Source organism: Pseudomonas sp. Leaf15, from assembly GCF_001421425.1.
Taxonomy (GTDB): Bacteria; Pseudomonadota; Gammaproteobacteria; order Pseudomonadales; family Pseudomonadaceae; genus Aquipseudomonas; species Aquipseudomonas salomonii.
In genome coordinates this window covers 105,488-131,987 of record NZ_LMKI01000013.1, presented here as the reverse complement: position 1 = coordinate 131,987, position 26,500 = coordinate 105,488, and the positions used below count along the sequence as shown (strand labels likewise).

Below are 26,500 nucleotides of genomic sequence, written 5' to 3'. Positions count from 1 at the left end.
GAGCCTTTAAAGCGCTTCCGGCCGCAGAATCAACACGCCCAACGGCGGCAGGTTCAGCGACAGCGACACCGGTTGCCCATGGCGCGGCTCCTCCTGGGTGAACACTTCGCCGCCGTTGCCATAATTGGAGCCGGCATACGTATCGGCATCGCTGTTGATCACCTCGCTCCAGCGCCCGGCAAACGGCACACCGACCGTATAGCCCTCACGCGGCACCGGGGTGAAGTTGGCCACCACCAGCACCGGCTTGCCGTCCTTGCTCCAGCGTAGCCAGGCATAGACGCTGTTGATTGCGTCGTCGCCAATCAACCACTGGAAGCCTTGGGGCGCATCGTCCTGCTCGTGCAGCGCGGGTTCTTCGCGGTACAGGCGGTTCAGGTCACCCACCAGTTTCTGCACGCCGCGGTGTTCGGGGTATTGCAGCAAGTACCAGTCCAACTGCTGGTCGTGGTTCCACTCGCGCCATTGGCCGAATTCGCAGCCCATAAACAACAGCTTCTTGCCGGGGTGCATCCACATGAAGCTCAGGTAAGCGCGCAGGTTGGCGAATTTCTGCCAGCGATCGCCCGGCATCTTGTCGATGAGTGAATGCTTGCCGTGCACCACTTCGTCGTGGGAGATCGGCAGGATAAACCGCTCGGACCACGCATACACCAGGCCGAAACTCAGCTCATTGTGATGATGAGCGCGGTACACCGGGTCTTGCTGGATGTAGTGCAGCGAATCGTGCATCCAGCCCATGTTCCACTTGTAGTTGAAGCCCAGGCCGCCTTGCTGCGTGCTCTGGCTGACGCCCGGCCAGGCCGTGGATTCTTCGGCGATCACCAGTGCGCCCGGCGCTTCCAGCGCGACCACATCATTGAGATGGCGCAGGAAGTCGATGGCCTCCAGGTTCTCGCGACCGCCATGGCGGTTGGGCACCCACTCCCCGGCTTTACGCGAATAGTCGCGATACAGCATCGAGGCCACCGCATCCACGCGCAAACCGTCGATGTGGAAGTGTTTGAGCCAATGCAACGCCGAAGCCAGCATAAAGCCGTGCACTTCGGTGCGGCCCAGGTTGTAGATCAGCGTGTCCCAGTCCTGGTGGAAACCTTCCAGCGGGTTGGCGTACTCGTACAAGGCCGTGCCGTCGAACTGCGCCAGGCCGTGGGTATCGGTGGGGAAATGCGCCGGCACCCAATCCAGAATCACACCGATGTCGGCCTGGTGCAGGGCATTGACGAAAAACCCGAAGTCTTCCGGCGAGCCAAAGCGTGCGCTCGGCGCAAACTGCGACAGCGCCTGGTAACCCCAGGAGCCGCCGAACGGGTGTTCCATGATCGGCATCAGCTCGATATGGGTAAAGCCCAGTTGCTGCACATAGGGAATCAAGCGCTCGGCCAGTTCGCGCCAGCCATATTGGCGCGACACTTCGCCGGCCTCATCCAGTTCGCACTGCCAGGAACCCACGTGCAGCTCATAGATCGACAAGGGTGCCGAGGCTTTCTGTTTGTCGGCACGCGCCTGCATCCATTCATGGTCTTGCCAGTCGACCTGCAACGGCGCGGCGACTTTCGAGGCAGTGTCGGGCGGCAATTGAGTCGCAAGTGCCATCGGATCGGCCTTGAGCGGCAGAATCCCATGGGCGCCGAGAATCTCGTACTTGTAGGCTGCACCCGCTTGCAGGCGTGGGATAAAGATTTCCCACACGCCAGACGGATGCCGCAGGCGCATCGGATGACGGCGGCCGTCCCAGATATTGAAGTCGCCCACCACCGACACGCGCCGCGCATTCGGCGCCCACACCGCAAAACGCACACCCTGCACGCCGTCGACGCTGGTGACCTGCGCGCCCAGGCAATTGCCGAGGTCACGGTGATTGCCTTCGGCAAACAGGTACAAGTCCATTTCGCCCAGCAGCAATTGGCTGAAGCTGTAAGGGTCTTCGGTGATCTGTTCGCCGCCGGCCCACTGGATCTTCAACAGGTAAGCCTGACGCGTGGAAAAATGCCCGACAAACAAACCCGGCACCTGGGTCGCGTCCAGGCTGCCGATGGTTTCACCGCTATCGCGGGCCAATACGTGGACGCTCAAGGCTTCGGGCAGGAACGCGCGGATAAATTGCCCGCCCTGCTCGTCATCGTGCGGCCCCAGGATGGAAAAAGGGTCCGGGTGTTCCGCGCGCACCAGCGCCTCTACATCTTTGGGCGCCGGCATGGCGGTCAACTTCGCTTGCAGCGGTTCTCTCTGTGTAAAACTCATGACGTCTCCCCACCGCGTGCATTATTCGCTTGAGATACCAGCCCGCTGAGTAAACCGTGCAGCCCTTGCAGGGGCACCGGCAACCAGGTCGGGCGATTTTCTGCTTCGTAAGCCACTTCGTACGCGGCCTTCTCCAGGCTGAACAACGTCAGCGCTGCGTCCTGGCCGTTGGCATCCTGCCAGTCATGCGCCAGTGTAGACGTAGCCTGATGATAAGCCTGGATAAATGCGCTGCGCGCCTCACTCAGGTAACGGTCAGTCACACGCTTGCGGGCGGTATCCGCTTGCGGCGAGTGATCCACGCCTTGCACATTCAGGGCCATGGCGGCGGCGTAATCAAACGAGCGCAGCACACCACTTACATCCTTATACGGGCTGTGCTTGCCGCGCCGTTCATGCAGCGGGCGCGCCGGCTCGCCTTCAAAGTCGATCAAGTACGCATCGCCCTTGACCACCAGGACCTGCCCCAGGTGCAAGTCACCGTGGACGCGAATGCGCAAACCGCCCGCCGTGGCTTTCGCCAGGGCCTGGACATTGCTGGCAAGCGCTTTTTTCTGCCCCAGCATTTCACTGACCAGCGCCTGATCGGCGGGGTTCAACTGGCTTTGATGAAGTTTTAACAACTGCAGCGCGCGGTCGATCTGCGCGCCGACGTCCTTGGCCCAGGCCTGGGTGTCCTTGGCCGTGGTGGTCTCGGGCTTGAAATCTTTGTTGGTGGTTTTCGCTGCCAGTACCGCGTGCATTTCACCGAGGCGCTGGCCAAGCAAACCGGCAAAATCCTGCAGCTCGCCCAGGGCGTTGTAATGCTGCTCCTGCTCGGAAATCGCTTGGGCCAGCTCGTCGCGAATCGCACGTTCCAGGTTGTTCTGGGTCCAGCTCCAGGCATCGCCCTGGTTGCTCAGGTAGCCTTGGGCAATCATCAGCAGGTTGTCCTGGCCCTCACCATCGCGACGAATCATCGAGCCCATCAACGGCGAAATATTCGGGTATTCGGCGGCCGTGAGGTAAGCGCTCATTTCCAGCTCCGGGTGCACCCCGGCGCTGACTTTGCGGATCAGCTTGAGCACCAGGCTCTCGCCCACCACCACCGAACTGTTGGATTGCTCGGCCGACAGGTAGCGCACCTGCGTCTCATCGGTCAGTTGCAAGGCGGCCAGGTGCGGCGTGGCTTCAAAACGCAAATCACCTTCGTGGGTGTTCAACACCGTGCCGGCCTGCAAGCCCTGGATCACCGCCCGGATAAAGTGTTCCAGGCTGAAGGCATCGGTCACCAAACCGACCTGGCGCCCCCGGCGGACGCGGGCCAGCGCCAGTTGCTGGGGCAAGGCACTGGTGAACTGGTCTTCGGCTAAAAAGCCGAACGGCAATTGATAACGACTGACCTGGCCGCCGCTGGTCACCTCGACCTCGCTGAGCAGCACCGGGTGCTGTGGGTCGCCAAAGCGCACGCCGTAGGCAATCCGCACCTGATCGATAGCTGTGTCTTTACCGGCAAACCAGCGCCGCTTGGGCAACCATGCCGGCAACGAGGTGTGTTCCAGGGTAGTGCGGCACGGCTCGTCGAGTAATTCTTCCATGCGTTGTTTAAGCACCAGCGTGGTGAAATCCGGCATGCTCTGCGCCGGCTCAACATGCCAGCTGGGCATCTGGTTTTCGGCCGCCAGCACAAACCAATAGAAACCGTATGGCGCCAACGTCAGCAGGAAATTCAGCTGGCCGATGGGCGGGAACGCGTTACCGCCGAGCATCTCCACCGGCACCATGCCGGCGAAAGCGGACAAGTCCAGCTCGGCCGCCTGGGCGCTGCGCGACACGTTGGCCACGCAGAGGATGGTTTCCGTGCGGCCATCGTCGCCGGTGAACTCACGGGTATACGCCAGGATGCGGCGGTTGCTCGGCGAGAGCATTTTCAGGCTGCCACGCCCAAAAGCCTTGGACTGCTTACGCACCGCCAACATGCGCCGGGTCCAGTTCAGCAGTGAATGCGGGTCCTGGGCCTGGGTTTCGACGTTGACCGACAGGTAGCCATATTGCGGGTCCATGATCGGCGGCAGCACCAGGCTGGCCGGGTCGGCGCGCGAGAAGCCGCCGTTACGGTCGATGGACCACTGCATCGGCGTGCGTACGCCGTCGCGGTCGCCCAGGTAGATGTTGTCACCCATGCCGATTTCATCGCCGTAGTACAACGTCGGCGTGCCGGGCATCGACAGCAACAGGCTGTTGAGCAGTTCAACGCGGCGACGGTCACGCTCCATCAGCGGCGCCAGGCGTCGACGAATGCCCAGGTTGATGCGCGCGCGGCGGTCGGCGGCGTAGTAGTTCCACAGGTAGTCCCGCTCTTTGTCGGTGACCATCTCCAGGGTCAGTTCATCATGGTTGCGCAGGAAGATCGCCCACTGGCAGTTGGCGGGGATCTCCGGGGTCTGGCGCAAAATATCGGTAATCGGGAAACGATCTTCCTGAGCCAGCGCCATGTACATGCGCGGCATCAGCGGGAAGTGGAAGGCCATGTGGCATTCATCGCCGTCGTCGCCTTTTTTGTCACCGAAGTACAGCTGAGTATCTTCCGGCCACTGGTTGGCTTCGGCCAGCAGCATGCGGTCGGGATAGTGCGCATCGATCTCGGCGCGGATCTGTTTGAGCACGCCGTGGGTTTCCGGCAGGTTCTCGTTATTGGTGCCATCGCGTTCGATCAGGTAGGGAATGGCGTCCAGACGCAGGCCATCGATGCCCATGTCCAGCCAGTAGCGCATCACCGACAGCACGGCTTTCATGACTTGCGGGTTGTCGAAGTTGAGGTCCGGCTGGTGCGAGTAGAACCGGTGCCAGAAGTACTGGCCGGCGACTGGGTCCCAGGTCCAGTTGGACTTTTCGGTGTCGAGGAAAATGATGCGGGTGCCGTCGTACTTCTGGTCGTCATCGGACCACACGTAGAAGTCCCGCGCCGCCGAACCCGGCTTGGCCTTGCGCGCCCGCTGGAACCAGGGATGCTGGTCGGACGTGTGGTTGATCACCAATTCAGTGATCACCCGCAGGCCACGCTTGTGCGCCTCGCTGATAAAGCGCTTGGCGTCGGCCATGGTCCCGTAGTCGCTGTGCACACCCCGGTATTCGGCGATGTCATAGCCATCGTCGCGACGCGGCGACGGGTAGAACGGCAGCAACCAGATGGTGTTGACGCCCAGATCGGCGATGTAATCGAGTTTGGCGATCAGCCCGGGAAAGTCGCCGATACCGTCGTTATTGGAGTCGAAATAGGATTTGACGTGAACCTGGTAGATCACCGCGTCCTTGTACCAGAGCGGGTCTTTGATAAAAGTGGCTGGGGTGGGTTTCTTCGCCATTGGAAACTCCTGGAACACTGAAAATTGTGCGGAAGACATGCGATCAAGGTGGGAGCTGGCTTGCTGTGGCGAGGGAGCTTGCTCCCGTACGACAGCGCAGCTGGAGCCCGCTCTTGGGGGCGCTTCGCACCCCAGCGCAAGCAAGCTTGCTCGCCACAGCAAGCCAGCTCCCACAGTTGATCCCTGACAGTTAATCCCTGTCAGGCTCAGGAGACGGTGATACGCCAGATCCCGAATGGCATCTGCGGCTCGATGCGCATCCACTGGTTCTTGCCATACCAGGTCCAGCGATGGCCATTCATCAGATCTTCACCTTGTGTCTCGGCGTCGTCCGGCAGGCCCAGCTCCCACAGTGGCAATTCGAAATGGGCCTCCTGGGCATTGAACGGGTCAAGGTTGACCGCCACCAGGATAAAGTTGCTGCCATCGTCACTGCGCTTGCCGAAGTACAGGATGTTGTCGTTCCAGGCGTTGTAGAGCTTCAAGCCCAGATGGGTGTGCAACGCCGGGTTCTGCCGACGAATGCGGTTGAGCTGGGCGATCTCGGCAATGATGTTGCCGGGCGCCGTGAAGTCCCGAGGGCGGATCTCGTATTTCTCCGAGTCCAGGTATTCCTCTTTGCCCGGCACCGGCGCCGCTTCGCACAGTTCAAACCCCGAATACATGCCCCACAGGCCCGAGCCCATGGTGGCCAGCGCGGCGCGAATCAGAAAACCCGGGCGCCCGGATTCGTGCAGAAAACCTGGGTTGATGTCCGGTGTATTCACAAAAAAATTCGGCCGGTAGCACTCGCGCCATGGCGATTCGTTCAGCTGCGTGAGGTACTCGCTCAGCTCGGCCTTGGTGTTACGCCAGGTGAAGTAGGTGTAGCTCTGGGAATAACCGACCTTGCCCAGGCGCGCCATCATGGCTGGCGTGGTGAAGGCTTCGGCCAGGAAGATCACCTCCGGGTGCCTGGAGCGCACGTCGCTGATCAGCCATTGCCAAAACGGCAGCGGCTTGGTGTGCGGGTTGTCCACGCGAAAGGTTTTCACGCCCTCTTCGACCCAACCTACGACTATGTCGCGCAACTCGGTCCACAGGCTCGGGATCGAGTCGGCGGCGTAGAAGTCGACGTTAACGATGTCCTGGTATTTCTTCGGCGGGTTTTCGGCGTATTTGATCGTGCCGTCCGGGCGCCAGTTGAACCAGCCCGTATGCTGCTTGAGCCACGGGTGGTCCTGGGAACACTGAATGGCAAAGTCGAGGGCGATTTCCAGGCCATGTTCGGCGGCGGCCTTGACCAGCCGGCGAAAGTCGTCGCGGCTACCCAACTGCGGGTGGATGGCTTCATGGCCGCCCTCCTCGCTGCCAATCGCATAAGGGCTGCCGGGGTCATCGGCGCCTGCGGTCAGCGAGTTATTCTTGCCCTTGCGATGGCTGCGGCCGATCGGGTGGATCGGCGGAAAGTACAGCACGTCAAAGCCCATGTCATGGATCATCGACAGCCGCGCATGCACGTCATTGAAGGTGCCATGGCGGGCCGGATCGTCGGTGATCGAGCGCGGAAACAGCTCGTACCAACTGGCAAATTGTGCGGCCTCGCGCTCCACGTCGATCGGGTACACCGTGCTGACGCTCAAGTAGGCGCGGTGGTCGGCCTGGGTCATCAAATGTGCACTGTCTTCGTGCAGGAACTGCGCGACCTGCTCGGTTTCCAGCAGGCCCGACAGTTCGTGGTGCAGCAGCATCAGGCGGTCGCGCAACTCATTGTCGCTGCGCTCGGCGGCCTGCAACACCAGGCTGCGGCCCTCCTGCAGCTCCAGGCTGACCGGCACCCCGGCCTCATGTTTTTTGCGCAGCTCGTAGCAGAAGCTTGCGAAGGTATCGATCCAGGCTTCAATGCAGTATTCGTGCGGCCCCTGCTGAGCCACGGTGAACGCGCCTTCCCAGCCATTGTTGCCCACATCGGTCATCACCACGCTGTGCCAGCTTTCGTCCTGCAGCGGGCGCCAGCGGATCAGCACCGCGAGCTTGTCATGGCCGTCGGCAAATACCTTGCTGGTAACGTTGACGCGCTGGCCGACCACGGCCTTCACTGCAAATTCACCGCCGTCAATCACGGGTGTGGTGCTTTCAATCGCGATCCTGGGCAGCAGCAACGCCTGGGATAACGGCAATATGGAGTCTTCTGGAGTCAGTGTTTCAGCAGTCATCGAGCATCTTCCCCTTACGCCCTGTGGACGCTCTTTGCTTGATCCGAATTCTGAGACGGCACCGCTCTCCCTGAGCAGGGCCGTAATAGGTCCGAGCCTGGGCTGCGATGAAAAGTTCAGGTGGATGTGCCGCCATTGGGCGGGAATCAAACCTGCCCCTCGGTTGTCCACCGATAGAGCAAAGCACAAAGGAGGCCACACCGATGAATATCCCGATCCCGGCTGAAACCCCGGACCCGAATATCGACAACCCCACTCTGCCGCCCAGCGAACCGCAACCGATTCCGGAAAAAGAGCCACCCGAACAGGAGCCACCTGCGGTGGAAGAGCCGCCCACGACCATGCCGCCGGTTATCGTATGAAGTAGGGCTGCACGAGCCACCCCTGCCCACCGCTACTTGCTCGCAAACCGGCGCTTTGCGGGCAAGTACTACAGAAACATCCTACTTACAGTAGAGAGAGCTCTTAACGCTATAGCAGCGCCCACTGTCCGAGAATCAGCTCGCGTGGACCCAAGCCAGACGAATGACTTGAAAGGGTCCTTTTCTCTCCCCTTGCGAGTACTGATCATGTCGATATCCTCGATACCGCCCCAAACGTGGATGCCACCACCACTGACCTCGCCCCAGGCAGACGCGAAGGTACCACCGCCAAAAACGCCACCCCAAAAGCCTTCTCAGGTCGGCGTGAACGTACCGTCGCCAAAAACGCCACCCCAAAAGCCTTCTCAGGCAGGCGTGAACGTACCGTCGCCAAAAACGCCAACCCAAAAACCTTCCAAGGCAGGCGTGAACGTACGGTCGCCAAAAGCGCCACCCAAAAAGCCTTCTCCCGGCAACGCGGCGCCGCCGAATAATCAAGCGACCGACACCCCCCCCAGCACCGAGCATGCCCAGACCGCACCCGACGCCAAAGACGAAGCCGAAGCGCTGGATAAGGCCAAGGCTAAAGTTAAACGAATCGCCGATATGCTTGAACATGGCAAGCTCGTTCAAATGATGAGGGACCCCGATTCGACGGAAAACCAATACAAACTGGAGGAACTGGGTAAGGCGCTGAATGAGGAGTCGATCAAAAGCCTGCACAAGAACCCGAAGTATGTAGAAGAGGTACGAACCAAAATCGGCGAGTTGCTAAGCGAAAAGTACATACGCCACGTGCAGCGCGAAGCGACACTCGGGGCAAACTTTGGACAGGCACCCTACGACCAAGGCAAAGCCGATGCAGATTCGCCGTGGCGCAGCATCGAAATCATGCAGGAAAATCAGCGCAGGCTGGATCTGGACGCCAGCCAACGTACCCAGCAGAGCGATCCACTCACTAAAAAGCTCATTGAGCTGGGCAAACCCTTCCAGCCGCCCAAGACCGATAGCAAGCCCGATAACGCCGTGGGTGAACCCGGCAAAAAACCGCTGAAAACCGCCGATCAAGACAAGCAGCCACCCCTGGGAAAACCCAGCCCACGCACTGCGCCTCACGTTAAAGCGCCCGATAAGCCCGCAAGCGCCGATAACGTCCAAACTGAGCCGACACCTCTCCTGTCGGACGACGCCAAGGCGAAGCTCAAACAACTTGACGAGCTGTTGAGCCCTGACAACATCGTCAAGACCCTGCGCAACCCTCACTGCCAGGAAAGCAGGCAGCGGCTCCGAGCAATCGAAGACCTGGTGAACGACACGTCACTCAACGCCTGGCTCCCGGACCCGGAAATGCAGACCAAGCTCAAAAAGCAGGTCAGACACCTGGTGAGCCCGAAAAACCTCCAGGCCTTGCTGCGCGACGCGGGCAACACGCCAAACTCCGGAACGTCGACCGACAAGCAGCCCCAAGGCTCGGTCTCCGAAAGCCTTGGCCCAAGAGCCGCACCTCAGGTCAAAACGCCCGATAAGCCCGCAAGCACCGATGAAGTCCACAGTCAGCCGACGTCCCCCTTGTCGGACGACGCCAAGGCGAAGCTCAATCAACTTTATGAGTTGTTGAGCAATGACAGCATCGTCAAGATCCTGCGCGAACCTCACACCCAGGAAAGCATGGAGCGGGTCAAAGCAATCGAAGACCTGTTGAAAAAGGGTTCACTCGATACCTGGTTCCCTGACCCGGAAATGCAGACCAGGCTCAAAAGGTGGGCCAGATTCGTGGTGAGCCCGGGAAACCTCCAGGCCTTGCTGCGTAAGCCTTAACTCAAGAGGCGGGTTTACACGTCCTTGTCCCATCGCTTGACGATCATCGGCATCACGCTGAACACCGCCAGCGCCAGCAGTGTACTGAGCACCGCCGTGGATTCACGCCCCATACCCGCCGCCACGCCAATGGCGGCGGTCATCCATAAGCCGGCAGCCGTGGTGAGGCCCTTGACGTGCTGTCCCTCCTCGTCCTCCTTCCCCTTGAGGATGGTGCCGGCGCCCAGGAACCCGATCCCGGCGATAACCCCTTGCAATACCCGGCTCATGGCATCCGCCTGGCTGCCGGACATCTGTGGCACCAGCACAAACAGCGCGGCGCCCAATGCCACCAGCATATGGGTGCGCACCCCGGCCGCCTTGCCCTTGTGTTCACGCTCAAAGCCCAGGATGCCGCCCAGTATCGCGGCGATAAGCAGGCGGACGGTGATTTGCGTGAGTTGCTTGGCGTCACCGATGTCCGCGAACTCGGCTTGCAGGGTTTGCCACACTTCGAGCCACCAGGCGTTCATGCTCATGTCCTTTTTTATAGTGATAAACCATGGACAGCGGCGACCGCCAGTCAGTTGCCTGGAACGCTGGGCAGCGTCAGGCGCCCTAACGCTTAAGGGCTATGACGACTTGCCTGTGATTACCTGCCTGTAATTACCTGCCTATGAAAAAGGAGCGCACCATGCCTGTACGTATCGAAAACCAGACATGTTTCTTCAAGATTGATGAGAACGGCCAGGAACAACGCCTGCTCGCCGCCGATGTGACGGTGAACACCGACAGCGCCAAAGCCATGTCTTTCGTGCAATTGAATGCCGATCGGATCTATATCACCGAAGCCGAAGCCGACGCATTGACCGTCGCCGGTGCCACAGACGGGCGCAAACACTTGAAGGCGACCGACAGTGATTCGGTGATTTGACTGATCTGTATCAACCCTGCTCCAACACCGCTGCACCCCAGGCCGCACGGGGTGCAGCAGATTGTCGCAGCGGCGGGTAATCAACCCATCTGATCCGCTTTTTATCGCCCTACCTGAGTCTGTTATGTAAACAGCCTGACGCCCATAGTCCATTGGCCTGATGGAGGCTGATGAGCGAACGACCATGAGCGAAAGAATCCCAACCGTGGACACCTTTGAGCCCATACACCCAAAGAAGGTGAAGGCCAAATCCAGCGACAACCTGATCCATACCCGCAGTTTTACCGGCCTGTTCCGCTCCTTGCGGGTGAGCGGCGCCGCGGTGCTGTTCCTGGCGTTTTTTGGCACCGTGTGGCTGAACTGGTCCGGCCGCCAAGCCGTGCTGTGGGACTTGGCCGAAAGCAAATTCCACATCTTCGGCGCCACGTTCTGGCCCCAGGATTTCATCCTGCTGTCGGCGCTGTTGATCATCTGCGCGTTCGGCCTGTTTGCCATTACCGTATTTGCCGGCCGCGTGTGGTGCGGCTATACCTGCCCGCAAAGCTCGTTCACCTGGTTGTTCATGTGGTGTGAAAAGGTCACCGAAGGTGAACGCAACCAGCGCATCAAACTGCAAGCGGCGCCGTGGAGCCTGAACAAATTGGCGCGGCGTTCGGCCAAACACACGCTGTGGCTGGGTATCAGCGTGCTGACCGGGCTGACCTTCGTCGGCTACTTCACGCCCATCCGCCCGCTGGCCGCTGAGTTGCTGACCTGGCAAATGGGCGGTGTGAGCCTGTTCTGGGTGCTGTTTTTTACCGCCGCCACCTACATCAACGCCGGCTGGCTGCGTGAAGCGGTGTGCATGCACATGTGCCCGTATGCGCGCTTTCAGAGCGTGATGTTCGACAAAGACACCCTGACCATTTCCTACGACGCGGCGCGTGGCGAAAGCCGTGGCCCGCGTAAACGCGAGGTGAAACCGGCGCAGGTTGGCCTGGGGGATTGCATCGACTGCCAACTGTGCGTGCAGGTGTGCCCCACCGGCATCGACATTCGTGACGGCCTGCAAATGGAGTGCATCGGCTGCGCGGCGTGCATCGACGCCTGCGATTCGATCATGGACAAGATGGGCTACCCCCGCGGGTTGGTCAGCTATACCAGCGAACATCAACTGCAAGGTGGCAAAACCCACCTGCTCAGGCCACGCCTGATCGGCTACAGTGCCGTGCTGCTGGTGATGATCGCAGCGTTGGTGGTGGCCTTGATTGAACGGCCAATGGTGTCGCTGGACGTGACCAAGGACCGTGGCATGTTCCGTGAAAACAGCCAGGGCCTGATCGAAAACATCTACAGCTTGAAGGTCATCAACAAGACCCAGCAGCGCCAGGACTACCGCCTGGAACTGGTGGACGCCGAGGGCTTCCAGTTGCAAGGCAAGACCCGGATCAGCCTGGCGCCGGGGGAAATCAGTGACGTGCCGGTGTCGGTGGCGTTGCTGGCCGATAAACCGGCGAGCAGCTCGCAGACCTTGCGCTTCAGGGTTGTGGATGTGGATGAGCCGTGGATTTACAGCGCAGCAGACAGCCGTTTTGTGGCGCCGTTGAATCGTTGATATCCAACACACACAGAAGATCAAGTGTGGGAGCTGGCTTGCCTGCGATGGCGCCCAGTCTGGCAAGGATGATATTGAATGAGCCACCGTCATCGCAGGCAAGCCAGCTCCCACATTGAGTCGGCGTTCAATTTTTTAGAAAGTTAATCAGGCCCCCATGAAACGCTACGAAAAATTCGCCGATGACATCGCAGAACTGATTCGCTCCGGCGTGCTCGGCCCCGGCCAGCGGGTACCGTCGGTGCGCTATGCCAGCCAGACCTACGGCGTCAGCCCGTCCACGGTGTTCCAGGCTTACTACCTGCTGGAACGCCGTGGCCTGATTCGTGCGCGGCCGCGCTCCGGCTACTTCGTCAACACTCACGCGCCCAGCCCGTTTTCCGAGCCGGTGGTGAGTGAACAGGTGCACGAATCCACCGAAGTCGATGTGAGTGAGCTGGTGTTTTCAGTACTCGATTCCATCAAGGACCCCAACACCGTGCCGTTCGGCTCGGCGTTCCCCAGCCCCATGCTGTTCCCGCTGCCACGCCTGGCGCGCTCGCTGGCCAGTGCCAGCCGTGAGATGGACCCGCGTCTTGTGGTCACCGACATGTCGCCGGGCAACCCGCAACTGCGCCGCCAGATTGCCCTGCGCTACATGGTGGGCGGCCTGATGCTGCCGATGGAAGAGCTGCTGATCACCAACGGCGCCCTCGAAGCGCTGAACCTGTGCCTGCAAGCGGTGACCGAGCCGGGCGACCTGGTCGCTATCGAAGCCCCGGCGTTCTATGCCTGCCTGCAAGTGCTCGAACGCCTGAAGCTCAAGGCGGTGGAGATTCCCGTGCACCCGCGCGATGGCATCGACCTCAATGCCCTGGCGCAAAGCCTGGAGCGCTACCCGATCAAGGCCTGCTGGACCATGACCAGCTTCCAGAACCCCATGGGCGCCACCCTGCCGGAAGCCAGGAAACAGGCGCTGGTGGAACTGCTGCGCAGCCATCAAGTGCCACTGATCGAGGATGATGTGTACGCCGAGCTGTATTACGGACAGCACGCGCCAAAACCGGCCAAGGCCTTCGACACCGAAGGGCTGGTGATGCACTGCGGCTCCTTCGCCAAGAGCCTGGCGCCCGGCTATCGCGTCGGCTGGGTCGCGGCCGGGCGCTATGCGCAGAAGGTTGAACGCCTGAAGCTGATGACTTCGCTGTGCCCCTCGATGCCGGCCCAGGCGGCAATTGCCGACTACCTGCAACACGGCGGCTATGACCGGCACCTGCGCAAATTGCGTTATGCACTGGAAGAACAGCAGAGCGCCATGCTGGCCGCGATCGCGCGGTATTTCCCGGCACAGACGCGGGTGAGCCAGCCGGCCGGCGGCTATTTCCTGTGGCTGGAACTGCCGGAGCACACCGATTCGTTGAAGCTGTTCCAGATGGCCCTGGCCCAGGGCATCAGCATTGCGCCGGGGCCGATTTTCTCGGCGACCCAGCGCTTCAGAAACTGCATTCGCTTGAACTACGGCAGCCCGTGGACCGAGGCATCGGAAAAGGCCATGGAAACACTCGGACGCATTGTGCGGTCCTTTTAGGCTCGGTTGTTGCCTTATCAGACGCCATCGCGGGCAAGCCCGGCTCCCGCAGTGACATGCGTTCCACTGTGGGAGCCGGGCTTGCCCGCGATGGCGCCTTGACTGGCGCTAAAGCCTCAACGGCCGCCGCCCAAATCGAGAAAACTGCCGGTGGTGTACGAGGCCTTGTCCGACAGCAACCAGATAATCGCTTCCGCCACTTCATCCGGGCGCCCGCCACGGGCCATGGGAATGCCGGACTCCAGCTTGCTGACGCGGTCCGGGTCACCGCTCAGGGCATGGAAGTCGGTAAAGATGTAGCCGGGGCGCACCGCGTTGACACGGATCCCTTCACCCGCCACCTCTTTGGACAGGCCGATGGTGAAGGTATCCAGCGCGCCCTTGGACGCGGCATAGTCGACATATTCGCCCGGCGAACCCAGGCGCGCGGCGACCGACGACACGTTGACAATGCTGCCGCCCTGCCCGCCATGCTTGGGCGACATGCGCAGCACCGCCTGCTTGGCGCACAGGATCGGCCCCAGCACATTGGTCTTCATGATTTTAAGAATGCGGAACTCGGACATTTCATCGACCCGCGACTTGTGCCCCACGGTGCCGGCGTTGTTGACCAGTGCCGTCACGCGCCCCAGCTCGGCGTCAACACGATTGAACAATGCGACCACTTCATCTTCGATGCTGACATCGGCCCGCACCGCAATCGCTTGTGCACCCAAGGCGCGCACCTGGTCCAGCACACGCTGGGCCGCCGCCTCATCGGACTGGTAGTTGATGCAAATGCGATAGCCCTGGCGTGCTGCCAGCAAGGCCGTCTCGGCGCCTATACCACGGCTGCCTCCGGTGATGATGACGACTTTGTCCATGGGTGCGGTCTCCTGAATAAACCAACGGTTTAAGGTTGGATCCAAGAATACCCGTCATCCACGGCTTTTGTCAGGCGTCAAGGCGTCTTCGGCGCGCTGGATGTCGGCCATGAAACCCTCGGCCGGCAATGGGTGACCCAGCAAGTAGCCTTGCAAGGTGTTGCACCCCAAGCGTGTAAGGAAACTCTGCTGCACATCAGTCTCCACCCCTTCGGCGACAATGCGCAGCCCAAGTGCCTGGCCAAGGGCAACGATGGCCGAGACGATGGCGGCGTCGTCGCTGTCGTGTTCCAGGTCCCGCACAAACCCACGGTCGATCTTCAGCTCGTTGGCGGGCAGGCGTTTGAGGTACATCAGGCTCGAATAACCGGTGCCGAAGTCGTCGATGGACAGGTCCACGCCCATTTCCGACAGTTGCTGCAACACCGTCATGCTCGCATCGGCATCGCTCATGGCGGTGGTTTCGGTGATTTCCAGGGTCAGGCTGTTGGCCGGCAAGCGGTGACGCTCCAACGCCGCCGCGACACTCCTGACCAGCCCGGCATGGCAAAACTGCAGCGCCGAGAGGTTGACCGCAATGCGCCAGTCTTCATAACCCTGCGCGTACCAGACAGCCATCTGGCGGCAAGCCTCGTTGAGCACCCATTCGCCGATGGGAATAATCAGCCCGGTTTTTTCCGCCAGCTCGATAAACATCGCCGGCAACAACAGCCCCTGTTGCGGGTGCTCCCAGCGCAACAACGCTTCGGCGCCGACCGCAATACCGCTGAGCGCGTCGAACTTGGGCTGGTAGTACAGGCGGAACTGCTCGTGCTCAACGGCGTTGCGCAGGTCCTGCAACAACTGCAGCTGTTTGCGTGCATTGGTGTTCATCGACACATCAAAGAAGCTGTAGCCGTTCTTGCCCATGCCCTTGGCGTGGTACATCGCGGCGTCAGCGTTCATCAGCAGTTCCTGCGGGTTCACACCGTTACCGGGGAACATGGCGATGCCGATGCTCGCGGAGATCTTCAGTTCATGCTCGGCTACCTTGAACGTACGATTGATCAAGCCGACCTGGCGTTCGGCCAGGCCCATGGCGTCGTCCGGCTGGGTCAACTGCACCAGCAGCACAAACTCATCGCCACCGATGCGCGCCAGGGTGTCCTGGCTGCGCAGGTCCTCGCGCAGGCGCAAACCTACTTCGCGCAGCAATTGGTCACCCATATGGTGGCCAAATGCATCATTGACCGGCTTGAAACCGTCCAGGTCGATAAACATCAACGCAAAACAACCACCCTGCTCCATGACGGCCTGGATGGCTTGTTGAATGCGGTCGGCGAGCAAGGTGCGATTGGGCAGGCCAGTGAGCATGTCATGCAGGGCCAGGTGGGTGAGCTCCTGGTTGGCCAGGGTCAGTGAGTCAGCGAGCACCGCGGTGCGGGCTTCAAGCCGGGCGTCGAGCAACGAGGTCAATAGCGCGATGATCAACACCGCCAGCGAGGTGACCAGCACCAGGTTATCCAGGCCCTTGCCACTCAGGCCCGTCAGCGCTGCGCCGCAGAAACTGTTGTCATCAAAACGCGCGGCAGCCATGCCGGTGTAGTGCATACCCACGATCGCAATGCCCATCACCACCGCAGCGCCACCCCGCGCCAGGCGTACGTAAGGCGTGTTGCGCCGCAGGTTGAACGCGATCCACAAGGCCGCGCCGGACGCCACCACGGCGATCAATAACGAGGCGCCAAACAGCGCGGGGTCGTAATCGATGCCCGGGGTCATGCGCATCGCGGCCATGCCGGTGTAGTGCATGCAGGCAATCCCTGCGCCCATCACCAGCGCGCCAAACCCCAACTGCCAGGCCGGCAGACGTGGCTGGCTGACCAGCCACAGCGCAAAGCCACTGGATAACACCGCGATCAATAACGACAGCGCGGTGATGCCCAGGTCAAACCCGAGGGCAAAGGGCAGGCGCAACGCCAACATGCCGATAAAGTGCATGGACCAGATGCCCACGCCCATGGCCAATGCCCCGCCGGTCATCCACAGGTACGCTGCGCGCCCCCTGGCGGTCGCAATACGGCCGGCCAGGTCTAGCGCGGTGTAGGACGCCAGGATCGCAACGCACAGGGAGATCACGACCAGAGAGGGGGAATAGCTACCGATCAGCATGGGATTTCTCAAGACTGACGGGCCTGAAACGCCCGTGCCAAATGACAAAGCGGGCGATTGTAGCGAGAATAATTATTGCCGGTTTGATTAATTATCAAGGGGCCATTAGTGGCATTTTGACGCCAATCTACTGACCTTAAAATGCCACCTGCTTCAACCAACTGAGCCGAGTCATCTGCTTGAATATCAGGCCCGGTGCGACAGGATCGGCCACTTTAAAATCCGGGAGACGATTGAGTCGTTTGTTGAAATTTGCTCAGTCACTTCTTCTCAGTCACTTTTTCTCAGCCAATGACGTCTGCCCATCCCAGCCGCCACCCATCGCTGCAATCAACTGCACACTCGCAACCAGGCGCGTCTGCAACAAGGTCAAGACCGTGCGTTCATTACTCAACGCCGTGGCCTGCACCGTCACCACATCCAGGTAGGCGATCAGCCCGGCCTTGTACTGATTCTGTGTCAAGCGCAGGGACTCGCGCGCGGCCTCCAGGGCTTCATTGCTGACCACCGCCTCATCTTCCAGCACCTTCAACTGGACCATATAGTTTTCCACTTCGCGGAAACCATCCAGCACTGTCTGGCGGTACTTGGCCACCGTCTCGTCGTAAGAAGCCACACTACGATCAACCTCAGCCGAACGCTGCCCACCGTCAAACAAGGTCATCGCAAGCTTGGGCCCCACCGACCAGAACCGGTTGGGCAAACTGATCCAGTCCGCATAGGTGCTACTGGAATAGCCACCCGCCAGGCTCAAGGTCAGGTCCGGGTAATACGCCGCCTTGGCCACGCCGATATTCGCGTTGGCCGCAATCACCGAGCGCTCCGCCGACGCGATATCCGGGCGCCGCTCAAGCAATTGCGATGGCACACTTACCGGAATCTGCGGCAAGGCTGGAATGTCCTTGCTCACTGCCAGATTGAAGTTGGCCGGCGCTTCGCCGATCAACACCGCAATGGCGTTTTCCAACTGCGCACGCTGCCAGATCAAGTCGATCAAGCTGGCCTGGGTCGTCTTCAGTTGAGTCTGTGCCTGGGCAATCGCGGCTTTATCGGAAACCCCCGCGCGGTACTGGTTTTCAGTCATCTTCAGGGAGCGCTGATAAGTCTCCAGCGTGGCCTGCAGCAAACGTGTCTGCTCGTCCATCACGCGCAGTTGCAGATAGTCCTGCACCAACTCCGATTGCTGGCTCAAACGCATCGCCGCCAGATCCGCAGAACTGGCTTCAGCCGTGGCTTCATTCGCTTCAAGACCACGGCGCAACTTGCCCCACACATCCGCTTCCCAACTCACGCCCAACTGCGTATTGAGCGTGTCGCGGATACCACTGCTGGAACTGCTGAGGCTGGCGTTACTGCTGCCGGTGCCCTGGCTGGCACGGGTTTTACCGGCACTGAAGTCCACCGTGGGGAAAAACGCCCCGCGTGCACTGCGCACCTGGGCCTGGGCCTGGCGGAAGCGCGCTTCAGCCTGAGCCACGGTCTGGTTGGAGTTATTCAGGCGCGTGACCAGCTCGTTGAGTTGACGGTCACCGTACAACTCCCACCAGGCACCACGGGCCAGGGAATCGCTGGGGTTGGCCTGGCGCCAGCCCTGGGCTTGCTTGAACTGCGCGGGCTCGACCACCTCCGGGCGTTTGTAATCCGGGCCGATGGCGCAGGCGCTGAGCAATGCGCCGCACAGCAGCAGGCTGGCGATGCGGGAACCACGGGGCATGCTCATGGCCAATTTAGTCAAGGTTGAATCGGTCATAGCGCAGTATCCAAGGCAGCATCGGTACGCACGCCGCGCCAGGCGTTGAAACGGTGGCGCGCGCGGTCAAGATAGAGGTAGACCACCGGGGTGGTGTAAAGGGTCAGGATCTGGCTGAACACCAGCCCACCGATAATGGTCAGGCCCAGAGGCTGGCGCATTTCGGCGCCATCGCCGGAACCGAGCAGCAACGGCAAGGCGCCCAGAATCGCCGCGAGCGTGGTCATCAAAATTGGCCGCAGGCGCAGCAGGCAGGCGCTACGGATCGATTCCAACGGGCTCATGCCGTCGTGGCGCTCCAATTGCAGCGCCAGGTCGATCATCAAGATCGCATTCTTCTTCACCACGCCGATCAACAGGAACAGACCCAGCAGGGATATCAGGCTGAATTCACCGCCCAGCAGGTAAATCGACAGCAGCGCGCCGACACCGGCCGACGGCAAGGTCGACAGAATGGTCAGTGGGTGAATATAGCTTTCATACAGAATGCCCAACACCAGGTACACCGCCACCAGCGCGCCCAGAATCATGAACGGCTGGCCCTTCTGCGTCGCCGCAAAGGCATCGGCGGTGCCGGCCATTTTGGCGATCACGTCTTCCGGCAAACCGACCTTGGCAATCGCCCGCTCGATGGCGGCCGTGCCCTGCTCCACCGTTACCCCGGGCGACATGTCAAAGGCAATGTCTTCCGAAGCAAACTGGCCTTCATGGCTGACGCGGTCGTCGGCCAGGCTGTTTTCGTAATGGGCAATGGTTGACAACGGCACCCGCGCGCCCGTGGAAGTGATCACCTGCATCTGGTTCAGGGTGATCGGGTCCTGGGCGTATTTCGGGTTGACCTCCATCACCACCTGGTACTGGTTGAGGCTGTCGTAGATAGTGGAAATCTGCCGTTGGCTGTAGGCGTTGTTCAACACCGAGGTGACCATGCTCATGTCGATGCCCAGGCGTTTGGCCTGGTCGCGGTCGACCACCAGCGTCACCTGCGCCGCACCGCGCCCTTCGCGGGCGTCGATGGCGGTCAGCTCCGGCAGTTCGCGCAAGGCAGCGACCACTTTCGGGTACCACAGGCGCAACGCAGCCAGGTCGCCGCTTTGCAGGATGTAGGAGTATTGGGCGCTGGTCTGGTCCCGGCTGCCGCCAAATTGCAGGTCCTGGTCGGCCATCAGGAACAGACGTCCGCCCGGCACCAGCGGCACTTCCTTGCGCAGACGCTCGATCACCGCCTGGGCCGAGAGCTTGCGCTCGGCAATAGGCTTGAGGCGCACCAGCATCACCGCGTTGTTGGTGCCGTTGTTGCCGCCGATAAAGCCCGCCACGCTGAGCACTGCCGGGTCCTTGAGCACCGCCTTGCGGAAGGTTTCCATCTTCGGCTGCATCACATTGAACGACAGCCCGTCATCGCCGCGCACAAACCCGATCAACTGGCCGGTGTCCTGCTGCGGCATGAAGGTTTTCGGTACCACCACGTACAGCGCGATGTTCACGCCCACGGTGATCAACAGGCTCAGCAGGGTCAGGCGGCGATGGCGCAGCACCCAGTCCAGGCTGGTGGCGTAGGCCGCGACCATGCGGTCGTTGACCTTCTGGCTCCAGCGCTGCAAACCGGTCATGTGCCCTTTGATGTGCGGTTTGAGCCAGCGCGCGCAGAGCATCGGGGTCAAGGTCAGCGAGACGATCAGCGACACAATGATCGCCGCCGACAAGGTGATGGAAAACTCACGGAACAGATTGGTGACAATGCCGCCCATAAACAGGATGGACAGGAACACCGCCACCAGCGACACGTTCATCGACAGCAAGGTAAAGCCGACTTCCTCGGCGCCCAGGTACGCCGCCTTCATCGGCGGCACGCCCTCGTCGATATGCCGGGAAATGTTTTCCAGCACCACGATGGCGTCGTCCACCACCAGGCCGGTGGCCAGGATCAACGCCATCAGCGAAAAATTGTTCAGCGAAAACCCAAACAGGTACATCACCGCAAAGGTGCCGACCAGCGACACCGGCACTGCCAGGGTCGGGATCAACGAGGCGCGGAAGTTACCCAGGAACAGGTACACCACCAGCACCACCAGGGCCACGGCAATCAGCAGGGTCATCTCGGCTTCATGCAGGGTCGCGGTGATCACCGGCGAGCGGTCCATGGCCAGGTTGAGCTTGACGCTGGATGGCAGCACCGCCTGCAACGCGGGCAACTGGGCCTTGATCTGCCGGACGGTCTCGATGATGTTGGCGCCGGACTGGCGGTTGATCACCAGCAGCACCGCCGAATCATTGTTGAAGAAGCCGCTGTTGTAGCGGTCTTCCACGCCGTCGCTGATCTTCGCCACATCACCCAGGCGCAAGGCTGCGCCGTTCTGGTAGCGGATCAGCAGTGGCTCGTAGTCCTTGGCCTTTTCCAGCTGGTCATTGGCCTGGATCTGCCAGTTACGCTCGCTGTCTTCCAGGGAACCCTTGGGCCGCCGCTGGTTGGCATTGGCGATGGTGTTGCGCACATCGTCCAGGGCCACGCCGTACTGGTCCAGGGCCTTGGGTTCCAACTCGATGCGCACCGCCGGCAAGGAACTGCCGCCGATCTGCACCTCGCCCACGCCCGGCACCTGGGACAGGCTTTGCGAGAGGATGGTCGAGGCCAGGTCGTACAACTCGCCCTTTTGCAATACGTCGGAGGTCAGCGAGAGCACCATGATCGGTGCCTGGGACGGGTTGATCTTCTTGTAGGTCGGCATGCTGCGCATGCCACTGGGCAGCAGGTTGCGCGAGGCATTGATGGCCGCCTGCACTTCACGCGCCGCGCCGTTGATATCACGGTCGGAGTCGAATGCCAGAATCACCCGCGTAGAGCCCTGGCTCGACGAACTGCTCATGGTGGTGATGCCGGCAATCGCGCCGAATGAGCGTTCCAGCGGCGTCGCCACGGTAGACGCCATGACCTCGGGGCTGGCGCCGGGCAAACTGGCCGACACCACGATCACCGGGAAGTCGATCTGCGGCAACGGCGACACCGGCAGCAAGTTGAAGCTGACGCCACCGAGCAACATGATCGCCAGGCTCAGCAGCATGGTGGCTACCGGCCGGCGAATGAAAGGTCCGGACAGGTTCATGACTCAACCGGCTCCAGGTTTTGCGGCTCTTTGCGCCAGCGACGGCCAAGGCGGTCGAAATACAGGTAGATCACCGGCGTGGTGAACAGCGTCAACACCTGGCTCACCAGCAAGCCGCCGACCATCACCAGGCCCAGCGGTTGGCGCAACTCCGCGCCGGAACCTGTGGCCAGCATCAATGGCACCGCACCAAACAAGGCCGCCAGGGTGGTCATCAAAATCGGCCGAAAGCGCAGCAATGCCGCCTGATAAATCGCGGTCTGCGGGTCCAGGCCCTGGTTGCGTTCGGCGTCGAGGGCGAAGTCGATCATCATGATCGCGTTCTTTTTGACGATACCAATCAGCAGGATGATGCCGATGATCGCGATCATGCCCAGGTCATTGCCACTGAGCAGCAACGCCAGCAAAGCGCCGACTGCGGCGGATGGCAGCGTGGAAAGAATCGTGATCGGGTGAATGTAACTCTCGTACAGCACGCCGAGCACGATGTACATGGTTACCACCGCCGCCAGGATCAGCAGCAAGGTGCTCGACAGCGAGGCTTCGAAGGCCTGGGCTGCGCCCTGGAACTGGGTCTGCACGCCCACCGGCATGCCGATGTCCTTCTGGGTCTGGTTGATCAGCTCCACGCCTTTGCCCAGCGCGACGCCAGGCGCCAGGTTGAACGACATCATCACCGCCGGGAACTGGCCGATATGCGCAATTGCCAGTTGTGCCTGACGCTGCTCCACATGCGCCAGGCTCGACAGCCGCACCTGGCCGCCGTCGGTGGTTTTCACGTGGATCTGGTTGAGCGCCGCCGGCCCCAGGGTTTCACCCGATTGCGCCTGTAATACCACGCGGTACTGGCTGGCCTGGGTGTAGATGGTGGAAATCTGCCGCTGGCCGAAGGCGTCGTACAGCGCATCGGTGATGGTCGACACACTCACGCCCAGGCGCGAGGCGGCGTCGCGGTCGATCACCAGGAACACTTGCAGGCCCTTGTCCTGCAGGTCGCTGGCCACATCGGTGAGTTCCGGCAACTGGCGCAAGGCGTGCACCAGTTTGTCGCTCCACAGCGCCAACAGGTCGGCGTCCGGCGAGGACATGCTGAACTGGTACTGGGTGCGGCTCACGCGGTCTTCAATGGTCAAGTCCTGCACCGGCTGCATGAACAGGCGAATGCCCACCAGCTTGTCGATCTGCGGTTGCAGGCGCGTGATGACCTGGGCCGCGCTCACGTCGCGCTGGCCGTGGGCCTTGAGGTTGATCAGCAAACGGCCGCTGTTGAGGGTAGCGTTATCGCCATCCACACCAATGTAGGACGACAGGCTTTCAACCGATGGGTCGGCCAGGATCACCTTGGCCAACTCCTGCTGGCGCTGGCTCATGGCGGCAAACGAAATCGACTGCGGTGCTTCCGATATGCCCTGGATCACCCCGGTGTCCTGCACCGGGAAAAAGCCCTTGGGCACCACCAGGTACAGCACCACGGTAAGGCCCAGGGTGGCGATGGCCACCAGCAGGGTCAACGGCTGGTGCTTGAGCACCCACTGCAATTTGCGCCCGTAGGCTTCGATCAACCAATCGATCCAGGCGCCGCTGGCCTTGTAGAAACGGCCTTGTTCTTCTTCCTTGGGTTCGCGCTTGAGCAGGCGCGCGCACATCATCGGCGTCAGGGTCAGTGACACCACCAGGGAAATCAGGATCGCCACCGCCAGGGTGATGGCAAATTCGCGGAACAGCCGCCCGACCACATCGGCCATGAACAGCAGCGGAATCAGTACCGCGATCAGCGACAGGGTCAGGGAAATCAGGGTGAACCCGATTTGCTTGGCGCCCTTGAGCGCAGCCGCCATGGGCGTCTCGCCTTCCTCGATGTAGCGCGAGATGTTTTCCAGCATCACGATGGCATCGTCCACCACAAACCCGGTGGCGATGGTCAGTGCCATCAGCGTCAGGTTGTTGATGGAGAAGCCCGCCAGGTACATCACGCCAAAGGTGCCCACCAGCGACAGCGGCACGGCGATCGACGGAATGATCGTGGCGCTGACCCGGCGCAGGAACAGGAACGTGACCATCACCACCAGGGCAATGGCGATCAGCAATTCGTGCTGTACGTCCTTCACCGAGGCGCGGATGGTCTGGGTACGGTCGGTAAGCACCGTCACATCCAGGCCAGCCGGCAGGTTGTCGGTGATGCTCGGCAGCAGCGCCTTGATACGGTCCACCACTTCGATCACGTTGGCGCCGGGCTGGCGCTGGATATTGAGCAGCACCGCCTGGTTTTCATTGGCCCAGGCAGCGAGGCGCTCGTTTTCGGCGCCGTCGACGATCTGCGCCACGTCTTTAAGGCGCAGCGGCGCGCCGTTGTTGTAGGCCAGGATCAACTCGGCGTATTGCGCAGGCGAAACCAACTGGTCGTTGGCATCGAGCATGGAGACGCGCGTAGGGCCGTCAAAGTTGCCCTTGGGCTGGTTGACGTTGGAGGCGGCGATCAGGGTGCGCACGTCGGACAGGTTCAAGCCATTGGCCGCCAGGGCCTCAGGGTTGACCTTGATGCGCACGGCCTGGCGCTGGCCACCGGCGATGCTCACCATACCGACGCCGCTGATTTGCGCAATTTTTTGCGCCATGCGCGTGTCAACCAAGTCGTTGAGCTTGGGCAGCAGCATGGTCTTGGAGGTAATCGCCAGGGTCAGCACCGGGGTGTCCGCCGGGTTGACCTTGTTGTACACCGGCGGCGCCGGCAAATCCTTGGGCAGCAGGTTGGTCGCGGCGTTGATCGCGGCCTGCACCTGTTGCTCGGCGACATCCATATTGATGTCGAGGTTAAAACGCAGGGTCAGCACCGAGGCGCCACCCGAACTGGTGGACGCCATCTGTGTGAGGCCGGGCATTTGCCCGAACTGACGCTCCAGCGGCGCAGTGACCGCGCTGGTCATCACGTCCGGGCTGGCGCCTGGGTAAAGGGTCATCACCCGGATCGTCGGGTAATCCACCTGGGGCAAGGCCGAGACAGGCAACAAACGGTAAGAAATGATGCCGGCCAGGACAATGGCCAGCATGCTCAGCGTGGTGGCAACCGGGCGAAGGATAAACAGTCGCGACAGGTTCATGAACCGACCTTTTGCGCCTTGCCGGCGTTAGCGCCGGTCTCCCCTTTTGCCGCAGGCTTGCCTTGCAGGTGTTTGGTCGGCGTGGTCGGCACTTCGCTGCTGGCGTTGACCACTTCAATGTCGCTGCCGTCCTTGAGGCGGTCGGTGCCTTCCAGCACCACGCGGTCACCGGCCACCAGGCCTTCCTTGATGACGGTGTTGTCGCCGTCGGTATCGCCGACCACCAAGGGTTGCATCTTGACCTTCTTGTCGCCGTCGAGCTTGTAGACGAAGGTGCCGCTGTTGCCGAACTGGATCGCGGCGGACGGTGCCAGCACCACGTTGTGCAAGGTGTCGGCCAGCAGGTGCACATTGACGAACTGGTTGGGGAACAGCGCCTGGTCCTTGTTATCGAAACGGCCCTTGAATTTGAGCGTGCCGGTGGTCACGTCGATCTGGTTGTCCAGGCTCTGCAGCACGCCGAGCGCCTGCTGCTTCACATCGCCGCGGTCCCAGGCTTCCACGGGCAGCTTGTTGCCGGCGTGGTAACGGGTGAGCACGGTGTCGAGGGTGTTTTCCGGCAGGGTGAAGACCACGCTGATCGGCTGGGTCTGGGTGATCACCGCCAGGAAGGTGGTGTCATTGGCCGCCACCAGGTTGCCGACGTCGACCTGACGCAGGCCGACCCGGCCACTGATCGGCGCGCGGATCTTGGTGAATTCGAGGTTGAGCTTGGCGTCGTCGACCGCGCCCTGGTTGGTCTTGACCGTGCCCTGGTATTGCATGACCAGGGCTTCGGCGGTGTCCAGGGTCTGTTTGGCAATGCTGTCCTGGGCATACAGGTCGCGGTAACGCTGCACGTCCACCTGGGCGTTTTTCAGTTGGGCCTGGTTCTGCAGGAGCGTGCCCTGGGCCTGGAGCAAGGCGTTCTGGTAGCTGCGCGGGTCGATCTCCGCGAGCAGGTCGCCCGCCTTGACCATCTGACCTTCTTCAAAGGCGATCTTGACCAGCTCACCGCCCACCCGGCTGCGCACATTAATGGTATTGAGTGCGGTCACCGTGCCCAGGGCCTTGTAGTACACCGGGAACTCGCCCAGCACCGCCGGCGCCACGCGCACGGGGATCGGGCCGGTGGAACCACCGAAACCGGGCCGCGCCATCCCCGTCTTGCCGGTATGCCCGGCCGGTTTCTGCGCGGTGTCGTCTTTATGGCCGGCGGGCCAGAATTTCCAGCACAGGCCGGCGATGACCAACAGCACGAGCAGGCCGAACAGCCAGCGGCGGGAATTGCGGGGGGAGGATTGCATGGAGTGATCAACCATTGGGCGCGAGAGCTTCTTCTTTGGGAGGCTGAAAGATAAGCACTGGGGCGCATTAAGAAAAGCGCCTTTACCGGCTATTTACCTTGGATTACAACTTTTAACGGTTGACCTTAGTCCGCGGGCTATTTCGCTAAACGTCTGAAGCGCAAATAAAAACGGCCTGGACTAGGCCAGGCCGCAATCTTGCCGCAAGCGT

The 26,500-nt window shown here is 61.2% G+C and carries 15 protein-coding genes; 5 read left to right on the top strand and 10 right to left on the bottom strand.

Going from position 1 to position 26,500, the window contains the following annotated elements; all coding sequences use genetic code 11:
- Positions 1-6 precede the first annotated feature (6 nt).
- From glgB to ASE80_RS13200, 3 genes are all read right to left on the bottom strand, one after another.
- On the bottom strand, positions 7-2,244 hold the full coding sequence (gene glgB / locus ASE80_RS13210) for a 1,4-alpha-glucan branching protein GlgB (RefSeq protein ID WP_056859303.1): 2,238 nt from the start codon (positions 2,242-2,244) through the stop codon (positions 7-9).
- Positions 2,241-5,588: a maltose alpha-D-glucosyltransferase gene (treS, locus tag ASE80_RS13205; RefSeq protein WP_056859302.1), complete on the bottom strand. Its 3,348-nt coding sequence runs from the start codon at positions 5,586-5,588 to the stop codon at positions 2,241-2,243. Before treS ends, glgB begins: the two co-directional genes overlap by 4 nt.
- A gap of 206 nt (positions 5,589-5,794) precedes the next feature.
- On the bottom strand, positions 5,795-7,783 hold the full coding sequence (locus tag ASE80_RS13200) for an alpha-1,4-glucan--maltose-1-phosphate maltosyltransferase (RefSeq protein WP_056859301.1): 1,989 nt from the start codon (positions 7,781-7,783) through the stop codon (positions 5,795-5,797).
- Between the two features lie 203 nt (positions 7,784-7,986).
- On the opposite strand from ASE80_RS13200, the gene ASE80_RS31120 reads away from it, so the two are divergent.
- Together ASE80_RS31120 and ASE80_RS13190 are read left to right on the top strand one after the other, a co-directional pair.
- Entirely contained in the window at positions 7,987-8,145 is a 159-nt protein-coding gene (locus tag ASE80_RS31120; RefSeq protein WP_164488398.1) for a hypothetical protein, read from the top strand.
- Between the two features lie 207 nt (positions 8,146-8,352).
- Complete coding sequence (locus ASE80_RS13190) at positions 8,353-9,963, top strand: hypothetical protein (RefSeq protein WP_133257347.1); 1,611 nt, start codon at positions 8,353-8,355, stop codon at positions 9,961-9,963.
- A gap of 14 nt (positions 9,964-9,977) precedes the next feature.
- Here ASE80_RS13190 and ASE80_RS13185 read toward each other — a convergent pair whose 3' ends face one another.
- Positions 9,978-10,475 carry an MgtC/SapB family protein gene (locus tag ASE80_RS13185; protein WP_056859298.1) on the bottom strand — a complete coding sequence of 166 codons (498 nt, stop codon included), beginning with the start codon at positions 10,473-10,475 and terminating at the stop codon, positions 9,978-9,980.
- 161 nt (positions 10,476-10,636) lie between these two features.
- Between ASE80_RS13185 and ASE80_RS13180 the strand changes: the two genes are divergently transcribed.
- From ASE80_RS13180 to mapR, 3 genes are all read left to right on the top strand, one after another.
- On the top strand, positions 10,637-10,876 hold the full coding sequence (locus ASE80_RS13180) for a DUF3203 family protein (protein ID WP_056859297.1): 240 nt from the start codon (positions 10,637-10,639) through the stop codon (positions 10,874-10,876).
- A gap of 184 nt (positions 10,877-11,060) precedes the next feature.
- Complete coding sequence (gene ccoG / locus ASE80_RS13175; protein ID WP_056859296.1) at positions 11,061-12,470, top strand: cytochrome c oxidase accessory protein CcoG; 1,410 nt, start codon at positions 11,061-11,063, stop codon at positions 12,468-12,470.
- 157 nt (positions 12,471-12,627) lie between these two features.
- Positions 12,628-14,037 carry a GntR family transcriptional regulator MpaR gene (mapR, locus tag ASE80_RS13170; protein ID WP_056859295.1) on the top strand — a complete coding sequence of 470 codons (1,410 nt, stop codon included), beginning with the start codon at positions 12,628-12,630 and terminating at the stop codon, positions 14,035-14,037.
- A 116-nt stretch (positions 14,038-14,153) separates the two neighbouring features.
- On the opposite strand, the gene ASE80_RS13165 is transcribed toward mapR, so the two are convergent.
- The 6 genes from ASE80_RS13165 to ASE80_RS13140 form a co-directional block, all read right to left on the bottom strand.
- Positions 14,154-14,900 carry an SDR family oxidoreductase gene (locus ASE80_RS13165; protein ID WP_056859294.1) on the bottom strand — a complete coding sequence of 249 codons (747 nt, stop codon included), beginning with the start codon at positions 14,898-14,900 and terminating at the stop codon, positions 14,154-14,156.
- A gap of 54 nt (positions 14,901-14,954) precedes the next feature.
- Positions 14,955-17,051 (bottom strand): putative bifunctional diguanylate cyclase/phosphodiesterase, encoded by a 2,097-nt coding sequence (locus tag ASE80_RS13160; protein WP_056859293.1) that lies wholly within the window; start codon positions 17,049-17,051, stop codon positions 14,955-14,957.
- 274 nt (positions 17,052-17,325) lie between these two features.
- Complete coding sequence (locus tag ASE80_RS13155) at positions 17,326-18,801, bottom strand: efflux transporter outer membrane subunit (protein WP_056859292.1); 1,476 nt, start codon at positions 18,799-18,801, stop codon at positions 17,326-17,328.
- Entirely contained in the window at positions 18,798-21,905 is a 3,108-nt protein-coding gene (locus tag ASE80_RS13150) for an efflux RND transporter permease subunit (protein WP_056859291.1), read from the bottom strand. Before ASE80_RS13150 ends, ASE80_RS13155 begins: the two co-directional genes overlap by 4 nt.
- Entirely contained in the window at positions 21,902-25,003 is a 3,102-nt protein-coding gene (locus ASE80_RS13145) for an MdtB/MuxB family multidrug efflux RND transporter permease subunit (protein ID WP_056859290.1), read from the bottom strand. Before ASE80_RS13145 ends, ASE80_RS13150 begins: the two co-directional genes overlap by 4 nt.
- Positions 25,000-26,304 carry an MdtA/MuxA family multidrug efflux RND transporter periplasmic adaptor subunit gene (locus tag ASE80_RS13140; RefSeq protein WP_056859289.1) on the bottom strand — a complete coding sequence of 435 codons (1,305 nt, stop codon included), beginning with the start codon at positions 26,302-26,304 and terminating at the stop codon, positions 25,000-25,002. The genes ASE80_RS13145 and ASE80_RS13140 overlap by 4 nt, the downstream gene beginning before the upstream one ends.
- Between the last annotated feature and the right edge of the window lie 196 nt (positions 26,305-26,500).